This is a genomic window from Neobacillus camarae, assembly GCF_054950115.1.
This window is the reverse complement of record NZ_JBUCKX010000003.1, coordinates 711,661-728,823: the sequence shown is the minus strand read 5'-3', so window position 1 is coordinate 728,823 and position 17,163 is coordinate 711,661. Positions and strand designations below refer to the sequence as shown.

Annotated in this window: 18 protein-coding genes; all 18 read left to right on the top strand. The window is 41.1% G+C overall.

Translation table 11 applies throughout. From position 1 onward, the window contains the following. Window positions 1-245 precede the first annotated feature (245 nt). The 18 genes from spoIVA (at window position 246) to ACY8D0_RS18795 (ending at window position 17,065) form a co-directional block, all read left to right on the top strand. On the top strand, window positions 246-1,724 hold the full coding sequence (gene spoIVA, locus ACY8D0_RS18880; protein ID WP_462412040.1) for a stage IV sporulation protein A: 1,479 nt from the start codon (window positions 246-248) through the stop codon (window positions 1,722-1,724). 456 nt (window positions 1,725-2,180) lie between these two features. Continuing rightward, the gene (locus ACY8D0_RS18875) at window positions 2,181-2,453 is read left to right on the top strand and encodes an HU family DNA-binding protein (RefSeq protein WP_462412039.1); all 273 of its coding nucleotides are present in this window, start codon (window positions 2,181-2,183) and stop codon (window positions 2,451-2,453) included. A 206-nt stretch (window positions 2,454-2,659) separates the two neighbouring features. Continuing rightward, window positions 2,660-3,226 carry a GTP cyclohydrolase I FolE gene (folE, locus tag ACY8D0_RS18870; protein WP_462412038.1) on the top strand — a complete coding sequence of 189 codons (567 nt, stop codon included), beginning with the start codon at window positions 2,660-2,662 and terminating at the stop codon, window positions 3,224-3,226. A gap of 28 nt (window positions 3,227-3,254) precedes the next feature. Then, window positions 3,255-3,494: a trp RNA-binding attenuation protein MtrB gene (gene mtrB, locus ACY8D0_RS18865; protein WP_462412037.1), complete on the top strand. Its 240-nt coding sequence runs from the start codon at window positions 3,255-3,257 to the stop codon at window positions 3,492-3,494. Window positions 3,495-3,687: 193 nt separating this feature from the next. Then, on the top strand, window positions 3,688-4,506 hold the full coding sequence (locus tag ACY8D0_RS18860) for a heptaprenyl diphosphate synthase component 1 (RefSeq protein ID WP_462412036.1): 819 nt from the start codon (window positions 3,688-3,690) through the stop codon (window positions 4,504-4,506). A gap of 2 nt (window positions 4,507-4,508) precedes the next feature. Then, complete coding sequence (locus ACY8D0_RS18855) at window positions 4,509-5,213, top strand: demethylmenaquinone methyltransferase (protein ID WP_462412035.1); 705 nt, start codon at window positions 4,509-4,511, stop codon at window positions 5,211-5,213. A 39-nt stretch (window positions 5,214-5,252) separates the two neighbouring features. Beyond that, entirely contained in the window at window positions 5,253-6,215 is a 963-nt protein-coding gene (gene hepT / locus ACY8D0_RS18850) for a heptaprenyl diphosphate synthase component II (protein WP_462412507.1), read from the top strand. 148 nt (window positions 6,216-6,363) lie between these two features. Next, entirely contained in the window at window positions 6,364-6,810 is a 447-nt protein-coding gene (gene ndk / locus ACY8D0_RS18845) for a nucleoside-diphosphate kinase (RefSeq protein ID WP_462412506.1), read from the top strand. A 460-nt stretch (window positions 6,811-7,270) separates the two neighbouring features. Continuing rightward, the gene (gene aroC / locus ACY8D0_RS18840; protein ID WP_462412034.1) at window positions 7,271-8,449 is read left to right on the top strand and encodes a chorismate synthase; all 1,179 of its coding nucleotides are present in this window, start codon (window positions 7,271-7,273) and stop codon (window positions 8,447-8,449) included. Further along, on the top strand, window positions 8,449-9,519 hold the full coding sequence (aroB, locus tag ACY8D0_RS18835; RefSeq protein ID WP_462412033.1) for a 3-dehydroquinate synthase: 1,071 nt from the start codon (window positions 8,449-8,451) through the stop codon (window positions 9,517-9,519). Before aroC ends, aroB begins: the two co-directional genes overlap by 1 nt. Window positions 9,520-9,532: 13 nt before the next feature. Then, complete coding sequence (gene aroH, locus ACY8D0_RS18830) at window positions 9,533-9,907, top strand: chorismate mutase (protein ID WP_462412032.1); 375 nt, start codon at window positions 9,533-9,535, stop codon at window positions 9,905-9,907. A 37-nt stretch (window positions 9,908-9,944) separates the two neighbouring features. Continuing rightward, window positions 9,945-11,033, top strand: coding sequence for a histidinol-phosphate transaminase (gene hisC / locus ACY8D0_RS18825; RefSeq protein WP_462412031.1), 1,089 nt, complete (start codon window positions 9,945-9,947; stop codon window positions 11,031-11,033). An 81-nt stretch (window positions 11,034-11,114) separates the two neighbouring features. Further along, window positions 11,115-12,221: a prephenate dehydrogenase gene (locus ACY8D0_RS18820; protein WP_462412030.1), complete on the top strand. Its 1,107-nt coding sequence runs from the start codon at window positions 11,115-11,117 to the stop codon at window positions 12,219-12,221. A 22-nt stretch (window positions 12,222-12,243) separates the two neighbouring features. After that, window positions 12,244-13,536, top strand: coding sequence for a 3-phosphoshikimate 1-carboxyvinyltransferase (aroA, locus tag ACY8D0_RS18815; protein WP_462412029.1), 1,293 nt, complete (start codon window positions 12,244-12,246; stop codon window positions 13,534-13,536). A 135-nt stretch (window positions 13,537-13,671) separates the two neighbouring features. Further along, entirely contained in the window at window positions 13,672-14,595 is a 924-nt protein-coding gene (locus tag ACY8D0_RS18810; protein ID WP_462412028.1) for a hypothetical protein, read from the top strand. Window positions 14,596-14,614: 19 nt separating this feature from the next. Further along, window positions 14,615-15,877 (top strand): tetratricopeptide repeat protein, encoded by a 1,263-nt coding sequence (locus ACY8D0_RS18805; protein WP_462412027.1) that lies wholly within the window; start codon window positions 14,615-14,617, stop codon window positions 15,875-15,877. A 30-nt stretch (window positions 15,878-15,907) separates the two neighbouring features. Next, on the top strand, window positions 15,908-16,474 hold the full coding sequence (locus ACY8D0_RS18800) for a ReoY family proteolytic degradation factor (RefSeq protein ID WP_462412026.1): 567 nt from the start codon (window positions 15,908-15,910) through the stop codon (window positions 16,472-16,474). A 120-nt stretch (window positions 16,475-16,594) separates the two neighbouring features. Next, a complete protein-coding gene (locus ACY8D0_RS18795; RefSeq protein ID WP_462412025.1) occupies window positions 16,595-17,065 on the top strand; it encodes a YpiF family protein in 471 nt (156 codons plus the stop codon). Window positions 17,066-17,163: the final 98 nt, after the last annotated feature.

The following is a 17,163-nucleotide window of genomic DNA, read 5'->3' as shown; positions in this document are numbered from 1 at the left end:
TCAAAAGCGTGATATGAATCATCCTGATATTTCATATCCGTGAATATATTTAATAGAAACCCTCCAGTAAAAAAGACATATTCACGATTAATCCATTAATCCTTATGAAACTTGAATAAGGGGGTAAAAAATTTAAGAAAAGAGTCATAACCATATAGGACAACATCATAAACATATACTGTCCAAAAATAGCTATATGGATGAAATTATCCCACTTTACACTCTAAAATTCAGGAGGGGATCACTTGGAAAAGGTTGATATTTTTAAGGATATTGCCGAAAGGACCGGAGGCGATATTTATTTAGGAGTAGTAGGAGCAGTCCGGACCGGAAAATCCACATTTATTAAGAAGTTCATGGAGCTTGTGGTATTGCCGAATATATCTAGTGAAGCAGAAAGATCACGGGCCCAGGATGAACTTCCGCAAAGTGCGGCTGGAAAGACAATTATGACAACTGAACCGAAATTTGTGCCGAATCAGGCGGCGACGGTGCATGTTGATGAAGGGTTGGATGTCAATATCCGGCTGGTAGATTGTGTGGGATATACTGTACCAGGTGCGAAGGGGTATGAGGATGAAAATGGTCCAAGAATGATTAATACGCCTTGGTATGAAGAGCCGATTCCTTTCCATGAGGCGGCGGAAATCGGCACCAGAAAAGTGATTCAGGAACACTCCACACTTGGTGTCGTGGTCACTACAGACGGTACAATTGGAGAAATTCCAAGAAGTAATTATATTGAAGCGGAAGAAAGAGTTATCGAAGAGCTGAAAGAAGTCGGAAAACCCTTTATTATGGTGGTCAACAGTGCCCAGCCTTACCATCCGGCCACAGAAACATTAAGATCGAGCCTGTCTGAGAAATATGATATTCCTGTTATTGCCATGAGTGTGGAAAGCATGCGGGAAAGTGATGTGCTCAATGTTCTCCGTGAAGCGCTTTATGAATTCCCTGTGCTTGAGGTTAATGTTAACCTTCCAAGTTGGGTAATGGTATTACGGGAGAATCATTGGCTACGTGAAAGCTATCAAGAAGCCGTACGAGAAACAGTTAAAGATATCAAGAGATTAAGAGATGTAGATCGGGTAGTGCAGCAATTCAGCGATTTTGACTTTATTGAGAAGGCTGGCCTTGCTGGGGTTGAAATGGGTACTGGAGTGGCTGAAATCGATTTGTTTGCTCCGGATGAGTTATATGATGATATTTTAAAAGAAATCGTCGGAGTAGAAATCCGTGGAAAAGACCACCTCTTGGAGTTGATGCAGGACTTTGCCTATGCTAAAGCGGAATATGATCATATTGCAGATGCGCTAAAAATGGTCAAACAGACCGGGTATGGGATCGCTTCGCCGACTCTTGCCGATATGAGCTTGGAGGAGCCGGAGATTATCAGACAGGGCGCGCGTTTTGGCGTTAGATTAAAAGCGGTGGCCCCTTCGATCCATATGATTAAAGTCGATGTTGAATCAGAGTTTGCTCCAATCATTGGTACCGAAAAGCAAAGTGAAGAATTAGTCCGCTATTTGATGCAGGACTTCGAAGATGACCCGCTTTCAATATGGAACTCGGATATTTTCGGCCGCAGTTTAAGCTCAATCGTCCGTGAAGGCATTCATGCCAAGTTGTCATTAATGCCAGAAAATGCCAGATATAAGTTGAAAGAAACATTAGAAAGAATTATTAATGAGGGTTCTGGCGGTTTGATCGCTATTATCCTCTAAGTTAAGGACTCCGCTTTGGAGTCCTTTTTTATTTTGCTCCTCTATTTAACGATAACGTTGTTTTTTTACTCGGTTGATTGGAGCAAAAGCGAGCAGCAGGTGCGGCAATCAACAGCCAAATTTACCAAAGTATTTTACTTATAATGGGACTTTTCTACCAGAAAAAGTCTAAAAAAGTAGAATTTTGTAGAACAAAAGAAAAGATTACCATAATTTCATGAATTCTTCTTGATATGCGGATTTGATTGTGTTAATCTTTTAACAGATTACGTAATAGTGCTGAAACCTTTATTTTATAGGATTTCCTGGGGGTTGAATACAGGTTGCGAAAGCATTATTTTTGTTTAAATTTTACAGGAAAACTGTACTGTTACGTATAGAAATTAGAAAATTTGTTTAGAAATGTAGATAAGTAATCTTATTTATCTTGAATTCCTTTGGGAGGAGGTGAATGGCATGAACAAGACAGAACTTATCAATGCAGTTGCTGAGGCTGGCGAGCTTTCTAAAAAAGACGCTACCAAAGCAGTTGATGCTGTTTTTGACGCGATTTTAGATGCTTTAAAAAATGGTGATAAAGTACAACTTATCGGTTTTGGAAACTTTGAAGTACGTGAGCGTGCAGCACGTAAAGGACGTAATCCTCAAACTGGTGAGGAAATCGAAATTGGTGCAAGCAAAGTTCCTGCTTTCAAACCAGGTAAGGCGCTTAAAGATGCAGTAAAATAATTACATAAATTTATTGCTTTAAGCGAATGCTTAGGCAAAAGGCCATGGAGGACCCATGGCCTTTTTTCTTTGTCAGGAATTGGTACAAAGTTTCCTCTATAGAAAAAGCATTCTTATCGGCTTCTATTTTTTGCTTGCATTGAAAAGAGTATGCTAATATGAATTTGTCAACAAATTGACAGCCGAATAACAGGAGGAATTGACGTATGACAGAAGTGAACCGTACCCAGATAGAAAAAGCGGTACGTTTAATATTGGAAGCCATAGGTGAAGACCCAAACAGGGAAGGCCTTCTTGATACACCTAAACGGGTAGCAAAGATGTATGAAGAAGTATTTAGCGGATTAAATGAGGATCCAAAGCAGCATTTTGAAACTATATTCAGCGAAGACCATGAAGAGCTGGTATTGGTTAAAGATATCCCTTTTTATTCCATGTGTGAACACCATCTTGTGCCTTTCTTTGGAAAAGCCCATGTGGCGTATATCCCGCAAAATGGCCGAGTTACCGGCTTAAGTAAGCTGGCAAGAGCTGTTGAGGCTGTTGCCAAGCGTCCGCAGCTGCAAGAAAGGATAACTTCGACCGTTGCAGACAGTATCGTAGAAAAACTTGAACCGCATGGCGTAATGGTGGTTGTTGAAGCAGAGCATATGTGCATGACGATGCGAGGGGTTAAAAAACCGGGATCAAAAACGGTGACAACGGCTGTTCGTGGAACATTGTCGGAAGACCCGGCAGCACGGGCTGAAATACTTTCATTAATTAAAAAATAATGTTCATTAAAGACAGGGGTGAAGTAACTTGGAAAAAAAGCAGATTCAGAGCAGTGATTATGTTGTCATTAAAGCGGAAGAAGATGGGGTGAGTGTAATCGGATTAACAAGAGGGTCAGATACTAAATTCCACCATCTGGAAAAACTTGATAAAGGTGAGGTGCTGCTCGCCCAATTCACAGAGCACACTTCTGCCATAAAGGTGAGAGGAAATGCCAAAATCCTTACTCATTATGGTGAAATTCAAAGTGAAATTAAGAATAAGTAATACCTTAATATCCTGAATAATGTTTGTCTTTGATAAGGAAATATATTTATTTGGGGAACAGGTGCCGAAAGATTTTCTTTTGTGCTATAATGGTGTGTGCCTTGTTTAACAACACTGGCTGTTTTTTAGTAAATTATTGATTCGGTTGGATAATAAACATACATAGACATATTACTTCGGGGAAGCAAGGGTGATGATTATGCTGAATATTCGACAAAGGTATACCAATATTAGAGAGAGAGTCGAAAAAAGTGTATGGGACGCATACTTGCTTGACTATATTAAAACCCCCATCATTGATCAGGATAAGCTCCTTGTCTTGGTCTCAATAATGGATTTGCTTCAGGAGCAGGAACAGCTAAGTGAGAACTACTGTTTATCGACCATGCTCATACAAATAGCCCTTGATACCCATGAACATATATCCGTGCTATCGGAAGATGGAATTGAACGTCAGCTTACCGTTTTAGCGGGTGATTATTATAGCGGTTTATATTATAAATTGCTTGCGGATTCTAATGATATTTTAATGATTAAAACACTTTCAAAAGGAGTAAAAGAGGTTAATGAAAATAAAATAGCCTTTTTTTACCAAAACTCCTTGGGGATAGACAAGGCCATGGAGAGCCTGAAAAGGATGGAAAGCTCCATCATCACAAGTTTTGCAGGCTACTTTAAGCTGGACCTTTGGAATCATTTTCTAGAGGATTTGCTATTCTACAAACGGCTGCTAAGAGAAAAGGAGCATTATCTGCAGAACAGGAACTCTGTTATATTTGAGATACTAAAAAATATTGCATTTCCACATAACAACAGCAAGTTAACCGACATCCCAGGTGAACAGCAACGTCAGTTATTAACTGTTTGTGACCGTTATTTGGAACAAGCAAAACAGGCTATTGAAAAAACAATGGCGAAAGTCCCATATGTAAATAATGTTCTGGAATATAGAGTGATTTCGTTGTTGAGTCAACAGAAGCCATATGTGAAAACTTTTGCGGAGGAAGGGTAAAAATGCAGCAATCGAAGGAAGAACGGGTTCATCATGTTTTTGAAAAGATTTCAGACAGCTACGATAAAATGAACTCCGTCATCAGCTTTCAACAGCACCTGAAATGGCGGAAGGACACGATGAAAAGAATGAATGTTCAGCCAGGTTCTCAGGCACTTGACGTTTGTTGCGGGACTGCTGATTGGACGATTGCTTTAGCTGAAGCTGTCGGCCGTAATGGGAAAGTCACTGGGCTTGATTTCAGTCAAAACATGCTGAACGTGGGGAAGGAAAAGGTTGAGCAGCTCCATTTAAGCCAAGTGGAGCTCATTCATGGGAATGCAATGGAACTCCCTTTCCCGGATAATAGTTTTGATTATGTAACCATTGGTTTTGGACTTCGGAATGTTCCTGATTACCTGCAGGTTTTGAAGGAAATGTATCGGGTTGTGAAGCCTGACGGAATCGCTGTATGCCTTGAGACAAGCCAGCCTACCTTAATTGGATATAGACAGCTTTTCTACCTATATTTCCGATTCATCATGCCGGTATTTGGCAAATTGTTCGCTAAAAGTTATAATGAATATTCTTGGCTGCAGGAGTCTGCCCGCGATTTTCCGGGGATGAAAGAACTGGCCTCCTTATTTGAAAAAGCCGGGTTTTCAGAGGTTAAATATAAATCGTATAGTGGTGGTGCAGCTGCTGTACACATCGGTAAGAAAAAATAATTGTGCAAAGAAGATAGGATGAAAAGCCGGGTGAATACAATGAAGTTGAAAATGATGTATTCATTTTTGAATTCAGACATTAACATCATAGAAAAAAAACTGGAGGAGACTATTAAGACGGAGTCTCTTCTTTTAGAACATGCTTCCATGCATACATTGCAAGCAGGAGGAAAAAGGATACGTCCCATTTTTGTGCTGCTTGCAGGCAAATTTGGAGAGTACGACATTAATGTCCTGAAGGATGTTGCAGTGGCTCTTGAATTAATTCATATGGCTTCCTTGGTCCATGATGATGTAATTGATGACGCCGATTTACGCCGTGGGCAGCCTACTGTGAAATCTAAATGGGATAATAAAGTCGCCATGTATACAGGGGACTTTGTTTTTGCACTTGCCCTTGAATTAATGACTAATATTAAAAATCCATTGGCCCATAAAATATTGGCGAATACAATGGTTGAAGTGACCGTAGGAGAAATAGAGCAGATCAAGGACAAATACCGTTTTAATCAGAAATTTCGGGATTATTTACGGAGAATAAAACGGAAGACAGCCCTCTTGATTGCATCCAGTTGCCAATTAGGGGCAATTGCGGCAAATGTGGATGAATCTCTTCATAAAAAATTATATAAGTTTGGATACTATGTTGGCATGTCTTATCAAATAACGGATGATATTCTTGATTTTACTGCTACCGGCGAAGAACTTGGAAAACCAGCTGGCAGCGACTTGCTGCATGGCAATATTACGGCACCCGTATTTTATGCTATGGAAAATCAGGCGGTGCGGAAGCAAATAGAACGGGTTCATCAAAATATCCAGCCTTCAGAAATTGAAATGGTTATTTCTCTAATCAAACAAACAGATGCGATAGAAAGATCGATTAAGCTTAGCGACCGTTACTTGGATAAGGCTTTAGCCATTTTAAACGAGCTGCCGGATAACCGCGCGAAAAAATCCCTTTTTAATATAGCAAAAACGATTGGCAGACGAAAGTTTTAAACCTCAATTTCATCATTTCCATTTCCATCGCAGGCTTAGGCTATGTCTTTATTTTATAGCCTTGCGAAATATTCGAAATAATGATAATATTTTCGTGGATTGTATTTCCGTATAGCAATCTTATACATACAAAGTGGGAGTGGGAATGATGGAGAGAACATTTTTAATGGTAAAGCCTGACGGGGTTCAACGCAATCTGGTGGGGGAGATTGTTTCACGCTTTGAAAGAAAGGGCTTTCAACTTGTTGGGGCCAAACTCATGAGTATCCCTGCAGAGCTTGCGGAGCAGCATTATGGTGAGCATAAAGAACGTCCATTCTTTGGGGAGTTAGTGGACTTCATTACTTCTGGGCCTGTTTTTGCAATGGTTTGGCAAGGGGAAAATGTTATTACCGTTGCCCGTCAAATGATGGGTTCCACGAATCCAAAGGACGCGGGACCGGGAACAATCCGTGGGGATTTTGGCCTTACAGTTGGCAAAAATGTCATACACGGCTCTGATTCACCTGCAAGTGCCGAACGTGAAATTGGCTTATTCTTCAAAGAAACAGAATTAGTCGATTACTCTAAGCTTGTCAACGAATGGATTTACTAAATCAATGATTAAAACACTTGTACTTCCGGTGCAAGTGTTTTTTAATAGTGGCTCCTTAAAACGATACTGTTTACTTTTTAAGCTTTGTTGATTGGAGCGGATAAGCAGGACTTCTCGAAAATCCTCGATTTTGCTATCGCATAATTGAGTACGATGAAAATTCCTGGATGCTTTCCTTGTGCTATCGCATTCTTCGTGCGTGGGCAGATTCAAGCATGAATTTCGGTGTCCTGTGGGAGTAAGGGGATGGGAGAACCCCGCGGGAGCTTTCAGCGCCGAGGAGGCCCCCGGCACGCAGGTGGGTTCGCTGAGCTTCATTCACTGCAATCAACAGCCCAAATTTATATAGACCTATTAAAAAATTTTTCAAACTATTTTCTGAATTGTCCTACTATGCTAAATCAGTTCAATATGTTATATTGATACATAAATCCTTTAATGAGTTGAAGGGGGAAAGAGTATGGGATTAAGATATCTGACAGCTGGTGAATCACATGGTCCCCAATTGACAGCAATTATAGAGGGGCTGCCTGCAGGGATGCCGCTTTTGACGGAAGATATTAATGTGGAATTGTCGAGAAGACAACAAGGTTACGGCCGGGGAAGACGAATGCAAATTGAAAAAGATACGGCCGAAATCATGTCGGGTGTCCGGCATGGACTTACACTTGGTTCACCGATTGCCTTAGTAGTAAAAAATAACGATTGGAAACATTGGACCAAAATCATGGGGGCAGAGCCTCTTGTCGACATGGAAGAGGATGAAGTGAAACGAAAGGTATCCCGCCCTCGTCCTGGACATGCGGACCTAAACGGCGGGATTAAATATGGGCATCGGGATATGAGAAATGTACTGGAACGATCGTCTGCCCGTGAAACTACAGTTCGCGTCGCTGCCGGTGCTGTTGCAAAAAAACTGTTGTCTCTTGTTGGGATTAACATTGTGGCTCATGTTGTCGAGATTGGCGGAGTTAAAGCCACTATGGACCCTTCTCTAACATTGGAAGCTTTGAAAGACCGTACAGAAAACTCACCGGTCCGGACGTCAGATCCAAATGTAGAGCAGGATATGATGAATGCGATTGATGAAGCAAAGAAAAATGGAGATTCCATTGGCGGGGTTGTAGAGGTTATTGCCGAAGGGATGCCTGCTGGAGTCGGTAGTTATGTACATTACGATCGAAAACTAGATGCAAAATTGGCTGCAGCCATTGTCAGTATTAATGCCTTTAAAGGGGTAGAGTTCGGTATTGGATTTCAGGCAGCCAGGAAACCCGGGAGCGAGGTTCATGATGAGATTGCCTGGGATAAGGATAATGGTTATTACCGGAAAACCAATCGTCTTGGCGGGTTTGAAGGCGGGATGACGACTGGCATGCCAATTGTCGTTAGAGGTGTTATGAAGCCGATTCCTACGCTTTATAAACCGTTAATGAGTGTGGACATTGAAACAAAAGAGCCGTTTTCGGCCAGCATAGAACGTTCGGACAGCTGTGCGGTTCCTGCGGCGGCCGTAGTAGCGGAGCACGTTGTTGCATGGGAACTGGCCAATGCGCTTGTAGAACAATTTTATAGTGACCGTTTTGATACCTTTGCTGAAGAAATTCAAAAGCAACGGGAATATGCGAGGGAATTTTGATGGAGACAATCAATATTGAAACGGAATCCAAGCAATATCCTGTTTTTGTCGGGGATGGAGTCCTCAATCAAATCCCCCCGTTTTTAGCAAGCCGGTTTCCTGGATTGACAAAGATTTTTATCATTACCGATGAAACTGTTGCAAAGCTGCACCTAGATCAATTGTTAGCGGTTCTTGAAGGGTGGAGTCCAGTCGTTTTTAAGGCGCCTGGAGGGGAAAAGGCAAAAACCTTTGATGTTTATTATGATGCCCTTACGGCTGGATTAGAAAACCGCCTGGATCGAAAATCGGTGGTCCTCTCACTGGGGGGCGGAGCTGTCGGGGATTTAACCGGTTTTGTTGCCGCTTCTTACATGAGGGGGATATCATTTATACAAGTTCCAACTACTATTTTAGCCCATGATAGCGCAGTCGGCGGTAAAGTGGCCATTAACCATCCTTTGGGTAAAAACATGATTGGAGCTTTCCATCAACCTGATGCAGTTTTCTATGATTTGGAGTTGCTGGGGACCCTTCCCGAACAAGAGGTCCGATCCGGATTTGCTGAGGTTATTAAGCACGCGCTGATTCATGATCCTAAATTTTACCAGTGGTTGAGGACCAACATCCAAGACCTGGGCAGCCTGACACAAGGTCAGTTAGCCGAGTCGTTAATAAAGGGAATTAAGGTGAAAAATGCATTTGTCAGCCATGATGAAAGGGAACACGGAGTTCGTGCCTATTTGAATTTTGGTCATACATTGGGACATGCCATTGAAGCTGAAATGGGGTATGGAAACTTTACCCATGGGGAAGCCGTGATGATTGGTATGGTTTTTGCCCTAAACCTAAGCCGTGAATTACTTGAACTTCATGTGGATTTGGAAAGTTTTGTCGACTGGGTTCAACTTCTCGGCTATCAAACAGACATGCCAGAGCAGCTCGACTTGGATTCAATCATCAGCAGAATGAAACAGGATAAAAAATCGATTGGGGAATCAATTCGTTTTGTACTGCTTAAAGAGCTGGGCCAGCCAGTTCTCCAAGAAATATCCGAGTCATTGTTGTTAGATAAATTAAAAGGTTTTTAAAAGGAGGATGTTCATGATTAGAGGGGTCAGGGGAGCAACGACCATTAACAGTAACACAGCAGAAGACATTTTGGCTGCTACAGAAGAACTGTTAGGAAAAATGATTGATGTGAATGGTATACAGCCTGAAGCCGTAGCCTCCGTTTTTATTTCAACTACCGAAGACATCACAGGTGCTTTTCCGGCAAAGGCACTTCGTAATTTTGCCGGTTGGACCTATGTTCCGGTTATGTGCATGCGGGAAATCTCTGTGGAGAAATCCCTAAGAATGTGTATTCGGATTATGATGCATTTGAATACAGATTTAACTCAAGAAGAGATCCAACATGTTTATTTAAATGAGGCTAAGGTGTTACGACCAGACTTGGATGCCAATACGGCTGTATAATATATTTATGGAGAACTTTATCAACGGAGTGAGACTAATGAGATGGAAAGAACAATTATTAACTTTGACTCCCTATAAGCCAGGGAAATCAATTGAATCTGTAAAGCGGGAGTACAATTTAGACAGGATTGTAAAGCTAGCATCGAATGAAAATCCATTTGGATGCTCCAAACAAGTGCTCGAAGCCCTTCAAACAGCTCCGGCCAGTTTGGCTATTTATCCTGACGGTTATGCTACGGAATTAAGACAGGAACTGGCTGCGTTTTTACATGTCGACGAAGAGGAAGTTATTTTAGGAAACGGTTCGGATAATCTGATTCAGATGATTTCAAGGGCATTGTTACATCCTAATGCAAGCACGATTATGTCGGAACATACTTTTTCCCAATATAAGCACAACGCTGTTATTGAAGGGGCAATCATAAAAGAAATTCCCGATATTAACGGTGAGCACAATTTAGACGCTATGCTTGAGGCAATTGATGAACAGACGAATATTATCTGGGTCTGCAGTCCCAATAACCCAACAGGTACATATATACCAGAAAACCGCTTGACCCGGTTTCTGGACAAGGTGCCCGAGCATATCCTGGTTGTACTTGATGAGGCTTACTACGAATATGTAACGGCTGAAGATTATTATGATTCTATTAGTTTGACTCGAGCATATCCCAATTTAATTGTGTTACGTACCTTTTCTAAAATCTATGGATTAGCATCGTTACGGGTTGGCTATGGTGTGGCAAACCGGACAATCATAAAGGCACTCGAGCCTGCAAGAGAACCGTTCAATGCCAATTCTATGGGTCAGTTAGCTGCTGCTGCGGCAATCCGTGACCAAGAGTTTGTTCAATTCTGCAGGGAAAAGAACAGACAGGGGTTAGCCCAATATTTTGAGTTCTGCGAGCAGAGAAAATTAAGCTACTATCCTACACAAACCAACTTCATTTTAATTGATTTACAGGTTGATTCAGACAAAGTCTTCCAATCCCTATTGGAGAAAGGCTATATTGTCCGGTCAGGTAAAGCATTAGGGTTTCCGACAGCAATAAGAATCACTGTAGGAACCCATGAACAAAATGAAGGTCTTCTTAAAGCATTATCCGAATTTCTTGATAAAAACTAACATTCTTGACTTCATATTAAATATAACAAAATAGCCTGGCGCCTTTCACAGGCGCTTCCGCTTTTCTTTGGGGGGATTTTTTTGAGAGGCCGGGTTTTTGTCATTGGGTTAGGTTTAATCGGCGGTTCACTGGCCCTTTGTATTAAAAAGGAACATAACCATGCAGAAATAATTGGTTATGATATTAATAGCGAACAAGCAAGGCTAGCCAAAATGCTCGGTGTGATAGACGAGGTTGCGGAAACCATTTCGATTGGGGCTCTTGCGGCTGACTTAATCATTATTTCCGTGCCAGTAAGTGAGACATATGCCATTATTGAATTACTGGCTAGTCTGCCTCTAAAACCTGGGGTAATGATTACAGATACCGGAAGCACAAAGCAAAAAATTATGGATGCTTCAGTAAGTTTAACGCAAAAAGAAATAACATTTATTGGCGGACATCCAATGGCCGGTTCCCATAAGAGCGGAATAACCGCAGCCAAAGAAATTTTATTTGAAAACGCGTTTTATTTATTTACGCCAGCACAGGATAATCAGGCAGGGAAGGTAGACATTCTAAAACAATGGTTAGCGGGAACTAAGGCAAAGTTTTTAACCGTTACTCCTGAAACCCATGATTATCTTACTGGGGTGGTCAGCCACTTTCCGCACATTATTGCGGCGTCCATAGTCCAGCAGACAGAAAAACTTTCAGAGTCAGAGCGTCTTATTCCCCGGCTGGCGGCAGGAGGGTTTCGCGATATTACTCGGATTGCTTCCAGTAGTCCTAAAATGTGGAAGGACATTCTATTGCAAAACAGTGAAAACTTAATCGATCTGTTAGACCAATGGCAAGAAGAGATGAACCGGGTAAAACAGTTACTTCTGGAAGGTCAATCAGAAGAAATATATGATTATTTTTACAAAGCCAAACGATTTCGTGACGGCCTGCCAACAAAGGAAAAAGGAGCTATTCCGGCATTCTATGATTTATATGTGGACCTGCCTGATTACCCAGGGGTAATCTCGGAGATCACAGGATACCTTGCCATGGAAAGAATCAGCATTACCAATATAAGGATACTTGAAACCCGCGAGGATATTAACGGGGTATGTGTAATTAGCTTTCAAACAGAGAGCGACCGTTCTCGTGCGGAACAATGCATTATGTCCCATACTAACTTTGCAACTTCGATTGGCATATAAAATGTTGAAATAAGGTGATGAAATGACCTCATTAAAACTCAAAAACAAAAAACGAAGGTTAACAGGCGAAATAACGGTGCCTGGTGATAAATCAATCTCCCATCGCTCCGTCATGTTTGGGTCCATTGCCCATGGCGAGACTATCATATCAAACTTCTTGCCTGGAGAGGATTGTTTAAGTACCATTGCATGTTTCCGCAAATTGGGCGTAACCATTGAGGAAGAAAACGGAAGAATTCGGATCGTTGGCAAAGGCTTCGAGGGGTTGACAGAACCTGATGAAATATTGGACGTAGGAAATTCTGGAACCACCATTCGATTATTAATGGGGATATTAGCCGGAAGACCTTTTTTCTCGTCCATTATTGGTGACCGTTCAATTGGCAAAAGACCAATGACACGGGTTACAGACCCATTATCAAGAATGGGTGCAGCCATTGATGGGAGAAAAGGCGCCAAGTATACTCCTATTTCAATTCGTGGAGGCAAATTAAACGCGATTGAATATCAGCTCCCTGTAGCGAGTGCACAAGTGAAATCTGCCATTATTTTGGCGGGGCTTCAAGCAGAAGGGGAAACCGAGATACTTGAACCTGCTGAAACAAGGGACCATACAGAAAGAATGATTCGTCAATTTGGCGGTGAAATAGTCAAGGAAAACCGTTTGATAAAAGTGAAAGGCGGGCAGAAACTGACCGCAACATCCATTCATGTTCCTGGAGATATTTCTTCAGCAGCATTTTTCTTAGCCGCCGGGGCAACCGTTCCCGAAAGCAGAATTGTGCTGAAAAATGTTGGTTTAAATCCAACCAGAACCGGCATGGTTGAAGTAATGAAAAAAATGGGGGCAGACCTTGTAGTTACAGAATATGCCAACGGATCAATTGAGCCTGCAGGGGATATCATTATAAGGTCATCTAATCTTAAAGGAACCATAGTTGAAGGCGATATGATCCCAACCTTGATTGATGAAATCCCGATCATTGCACTGATGGCTACACAAGCAGATGGTCCCACCGTGATTCGAAATGCAGAAGAATTAAAAGTTAAAGAAACGAATCGAATTGATACGGTTGTTCAGGAATTGCAGAAGTTAGGTGCTGCAATTGAGGCCACCGATGATGGTATGATTATCCACGGAAACTCGAAACTACATGGGGGTACTGTATCTAGCCATGGAGATCATCGGATTGGCATGATGTTATCCATAGCGGAGCTTCTTTGTGATGGTGAGGTCATCCTGGAGCAGCCAGAAGCGATTTCCGTTTCCTATCCCAACTTTTTTATCCACTTAAATCAATTGTTAGGTGAATGAGGGTGACTTTATTGTCACCTCTTTTTTTGTCCTGTTTGTCATAGATTTTGTGCTTTTAGCATAGCTTGTCTTTAAGAACAGACTATTTCTCTGCAGAGGCCCCCAATATCCTGTTTCTGCCTGCGGGGGCTTAGCATGCAGGAGCAAAGGGTGACACCGATGGCCTATATTATTGAGAATGCCCGAATTCTTAAAAATAAGCAGCTGATAACTCGATCTTTCTTAATACGGGAGGGTCAAATTGCTGCCATTGAGTCAAATTTAAATCGCTATTCTTTGATAAAAATGAAACTAGAACCGTTCATCATGACACCGCCTTATATTCTGTTCAATACAAACATCTCCCCGCATGAACCTTTTCAAGGGTTGAAACAATTCATAACGGACCAGTTCATATTAAAAGGTTGTACTACTTTTCTCACCTGCGTAAAGATTTGTAATGAGAATGAACTTACTTCTAAGATAACCGAAATGAAAACATTGATGTATAGCAGCCCAATTGACTTTTTGATTGGAATAAGGGTTCCTGTTCGCCTAATCACACAATCCTTTATCCGAAAATGCAAAAGAGAAAAAGTGCCGGCTATTTTTCTTGAAGTTCATCACGCCAATGACCTTGAAACTATACCATGGAGTTGGATCAAGGATGCGATGTTTCCGTTTAATAGCCCATTTATTCCAATTATTTCTTGTGCTGAAAAGAAGGAGGTAAAAAGGGTTTTGTCGAAATGGAAAGAGGTCATGACAAAAGAAAAATTACCGGCGGTCCTCGAGGAAATGCAGGAAAACATGCCACTTTCAAAAATCATTTTAAATAAAATCGGCATTTACCCCCACAAAGCCAGTCTTATGAATGGTACAGAGTTAAGCTATAATCTTTACTCGTATTCAAATGAAATCGGGAGAGTTGAAGAAGCGGACTTATTCCAATATCATAGGGATAGACTTATGGTGACTGTTCATCGAGGAAAAGTTATCCGCTCCGGAAAAGAAGTATCTTTTAAACCGGGTTTTGGAGAACATGTTAAGGTGAAAACCCCATCATATTTTTCACTATAGGGGAAGAGGTAATAGACCAATGGATCGAATCAATAAAATTATAAATATGTTGGAAAACGGCCAACATAATGCAGCAATTCATGAATATAATGATGTACTACAAAGCGGCAGGCCTGACGAAAAATTCATGTTAGGAGAGGAACTATTCCATTACGGATTTTTGGATGAAGCAAAAGCTCTAATTGAGAATCTATTAAAAACATACCCGGAAGAAGGAGAGCTTCTCGTGTTGTTAGGTGAAATGCTCCTTGAACAGGGTGAAGAAGAGGAAGCAATCCTTGTATTGGAGAAAATTTCCGAAAGTGATTCTTTCTTTGGACAGTCATTACTATTACTAGCTGACCTTTATCAGCTTCAAGGCCTTTTCGAGGTTAGTGAAGGAAAGCTCCTGAAAGCAAAGGAATTGCTCCCAGATGAAATGATCATTGATTTTGCATTAGGGGAACTTTACAGTGAGCAAGGAGAGATTATTAAGGCAGTCAATGCTTATAAGAGCGTTTTACAGGAAACTGATGTGATTGCCGGTGTCAATGTAAATGCAAGAATGGCAGACTTATTAAGTGCTTCCGGTGCATTTGAAGATGCCCTTGCCTACTATGAGAAGGCACTAAATGAAGAATTGGAAATTAATACGTTGTTTGGTTATGCTTTCACCGCACTTCAGGCAGGTTATAACCGGACTGCCATCGAAAAATTTACCGAATTAAAAGAGTTGGATCCGGAGTATCATTCCCTTTATCTGCCTCTTAGCCTAGGGTATGAACGGGAAGAGGAGCTTGAGAACAGTTTAACGACTGTAAAAGAGGGAATCAAACAGGATGAATTTAACAAGGATTTGTTTTTCCATGGTGGGAAAATTGCCATGAAGCTGGGACTTTCTGAGGAATCCGAACAATATTTACGGGAGTCCCTCGTACTGGATCCAGGATTTATCGAAGCTGCCCTCACGCTAAACAAACTGTTGTTTCATCAGGAACGGTATGAGGATGTGCTTGAACTGATTTCTAGCTTGGATCTACTGGAGGAACAGGAACCGCGGCTGTTATGGGATTCCGCTTTTGCCCTCGACAAGCTTGAAAGATATTCGGAAGCATTAGACAAATATCAAAGTGCATATACTTTCTTTAAAAATAATGAGGATTTTTTACAGGATTATGGATATTTTTTAATTGAGGAAGGAAAAACCGGCCGTGCTGCCGAAATTTTTAAGCAGCTGCTATTATTAGATTCAACCAATCCGGAATATATGGATGTACTTAACCGTCTTACTGGAAATAACTAAGCGCAAAAATTGCAGAGGAGGGAAATGACTATGGCAACCCCTGTTTCTGTCAACGAGAAGAAGGACTTTATTCGCTGGTTTTTAAATCATTATCAATTAAAAAGAAGAGAATGTGTATGGATTCTTAATTATTTAATGAGCCATGATTCTTTGATGGAGAAAGTACATTTTGTAGAGCAGGCCCAATATTGTCCACGCGGTTTGATCATGTCAACCCACTGCGTGGATAAAGTGCCGTTTCGCTTTTACAAAGAAAATGTCATGACAACAGATGCAGAGAAATCTTTTCATGATATTCGCCTTAATAGGGATGAAGATATATATATTCAATTGAATTTTCACGCCTCTAACCAGGCCCATCAATATGCAGCGGTTTTAGAAGAAAATCCATATGTTCCAAAGCATCTTCAGGTCAACGAGAAGGATGGGGTGATTGCAGAGCAGCTGCTTCTAAACAGTATTGAACGTTTCCAGCGAGAGAAGCTATTAAGGCTGATTGACGAAGCATTAGATAAGCAAGACAGGCAGGCATTCAGCGTGCTAACGGAACAATTAAACAAACTGCCAAAATCCAATGAATCGGGAAGCTTGCATTAATCAAGCTTCCTTTCTTTTTTTTCTGAAACCTTTATATATGGTTATGCCTTTTCTTTTTTGATAAAATGAGATAATAGATATTAAAGTGATATAGTAAGTTTAGAAGGTGGGTGCTATGAAATGAAATGGAATCCAAAGGATGTACAAACATTCTTGGCTGCAAAGGAATATATCGATACAGCCGTATTGCCGTTGTATTCCATCTCCTTAGAGTCTGGAATGAAACAATCAGCGGAAGCGGTTGAATTTATAACATTATTATCCTCACAAGTAGAAAGGCAGTTTGCGGGAAGACTATTGCTGCTGCCACCACTTACATACCTAAAGACGGAATCAAGCGAAATAACTGCAGAACAGTTGAAAAAATGGGAAGTAAGTCTTGCTGAAGCAGGATTTAAGTACATTTTTTATTTAACTGCCGATGCAGAGTGGAGACAGCAGGAAGAAAAGTATGACGGTTCCTTCATTTGGCTGCCGGTTATACCGCTTGAAACTATGAATGATGGGCAAAAAATGACCCTTGTTGACAGCCAGGTAAGCCAGCTTATGCCTCTTTTTACCCAAAAGTGGCGTGGAAATCAGGAAAACTGATGGTAACGCTTATTTTTGAAATAGTATGATATTGACCTTCATGGAAGATTGAAGTATCATTGTTATGTCCTAGTTTTATATGTATTTATTATGTCCAT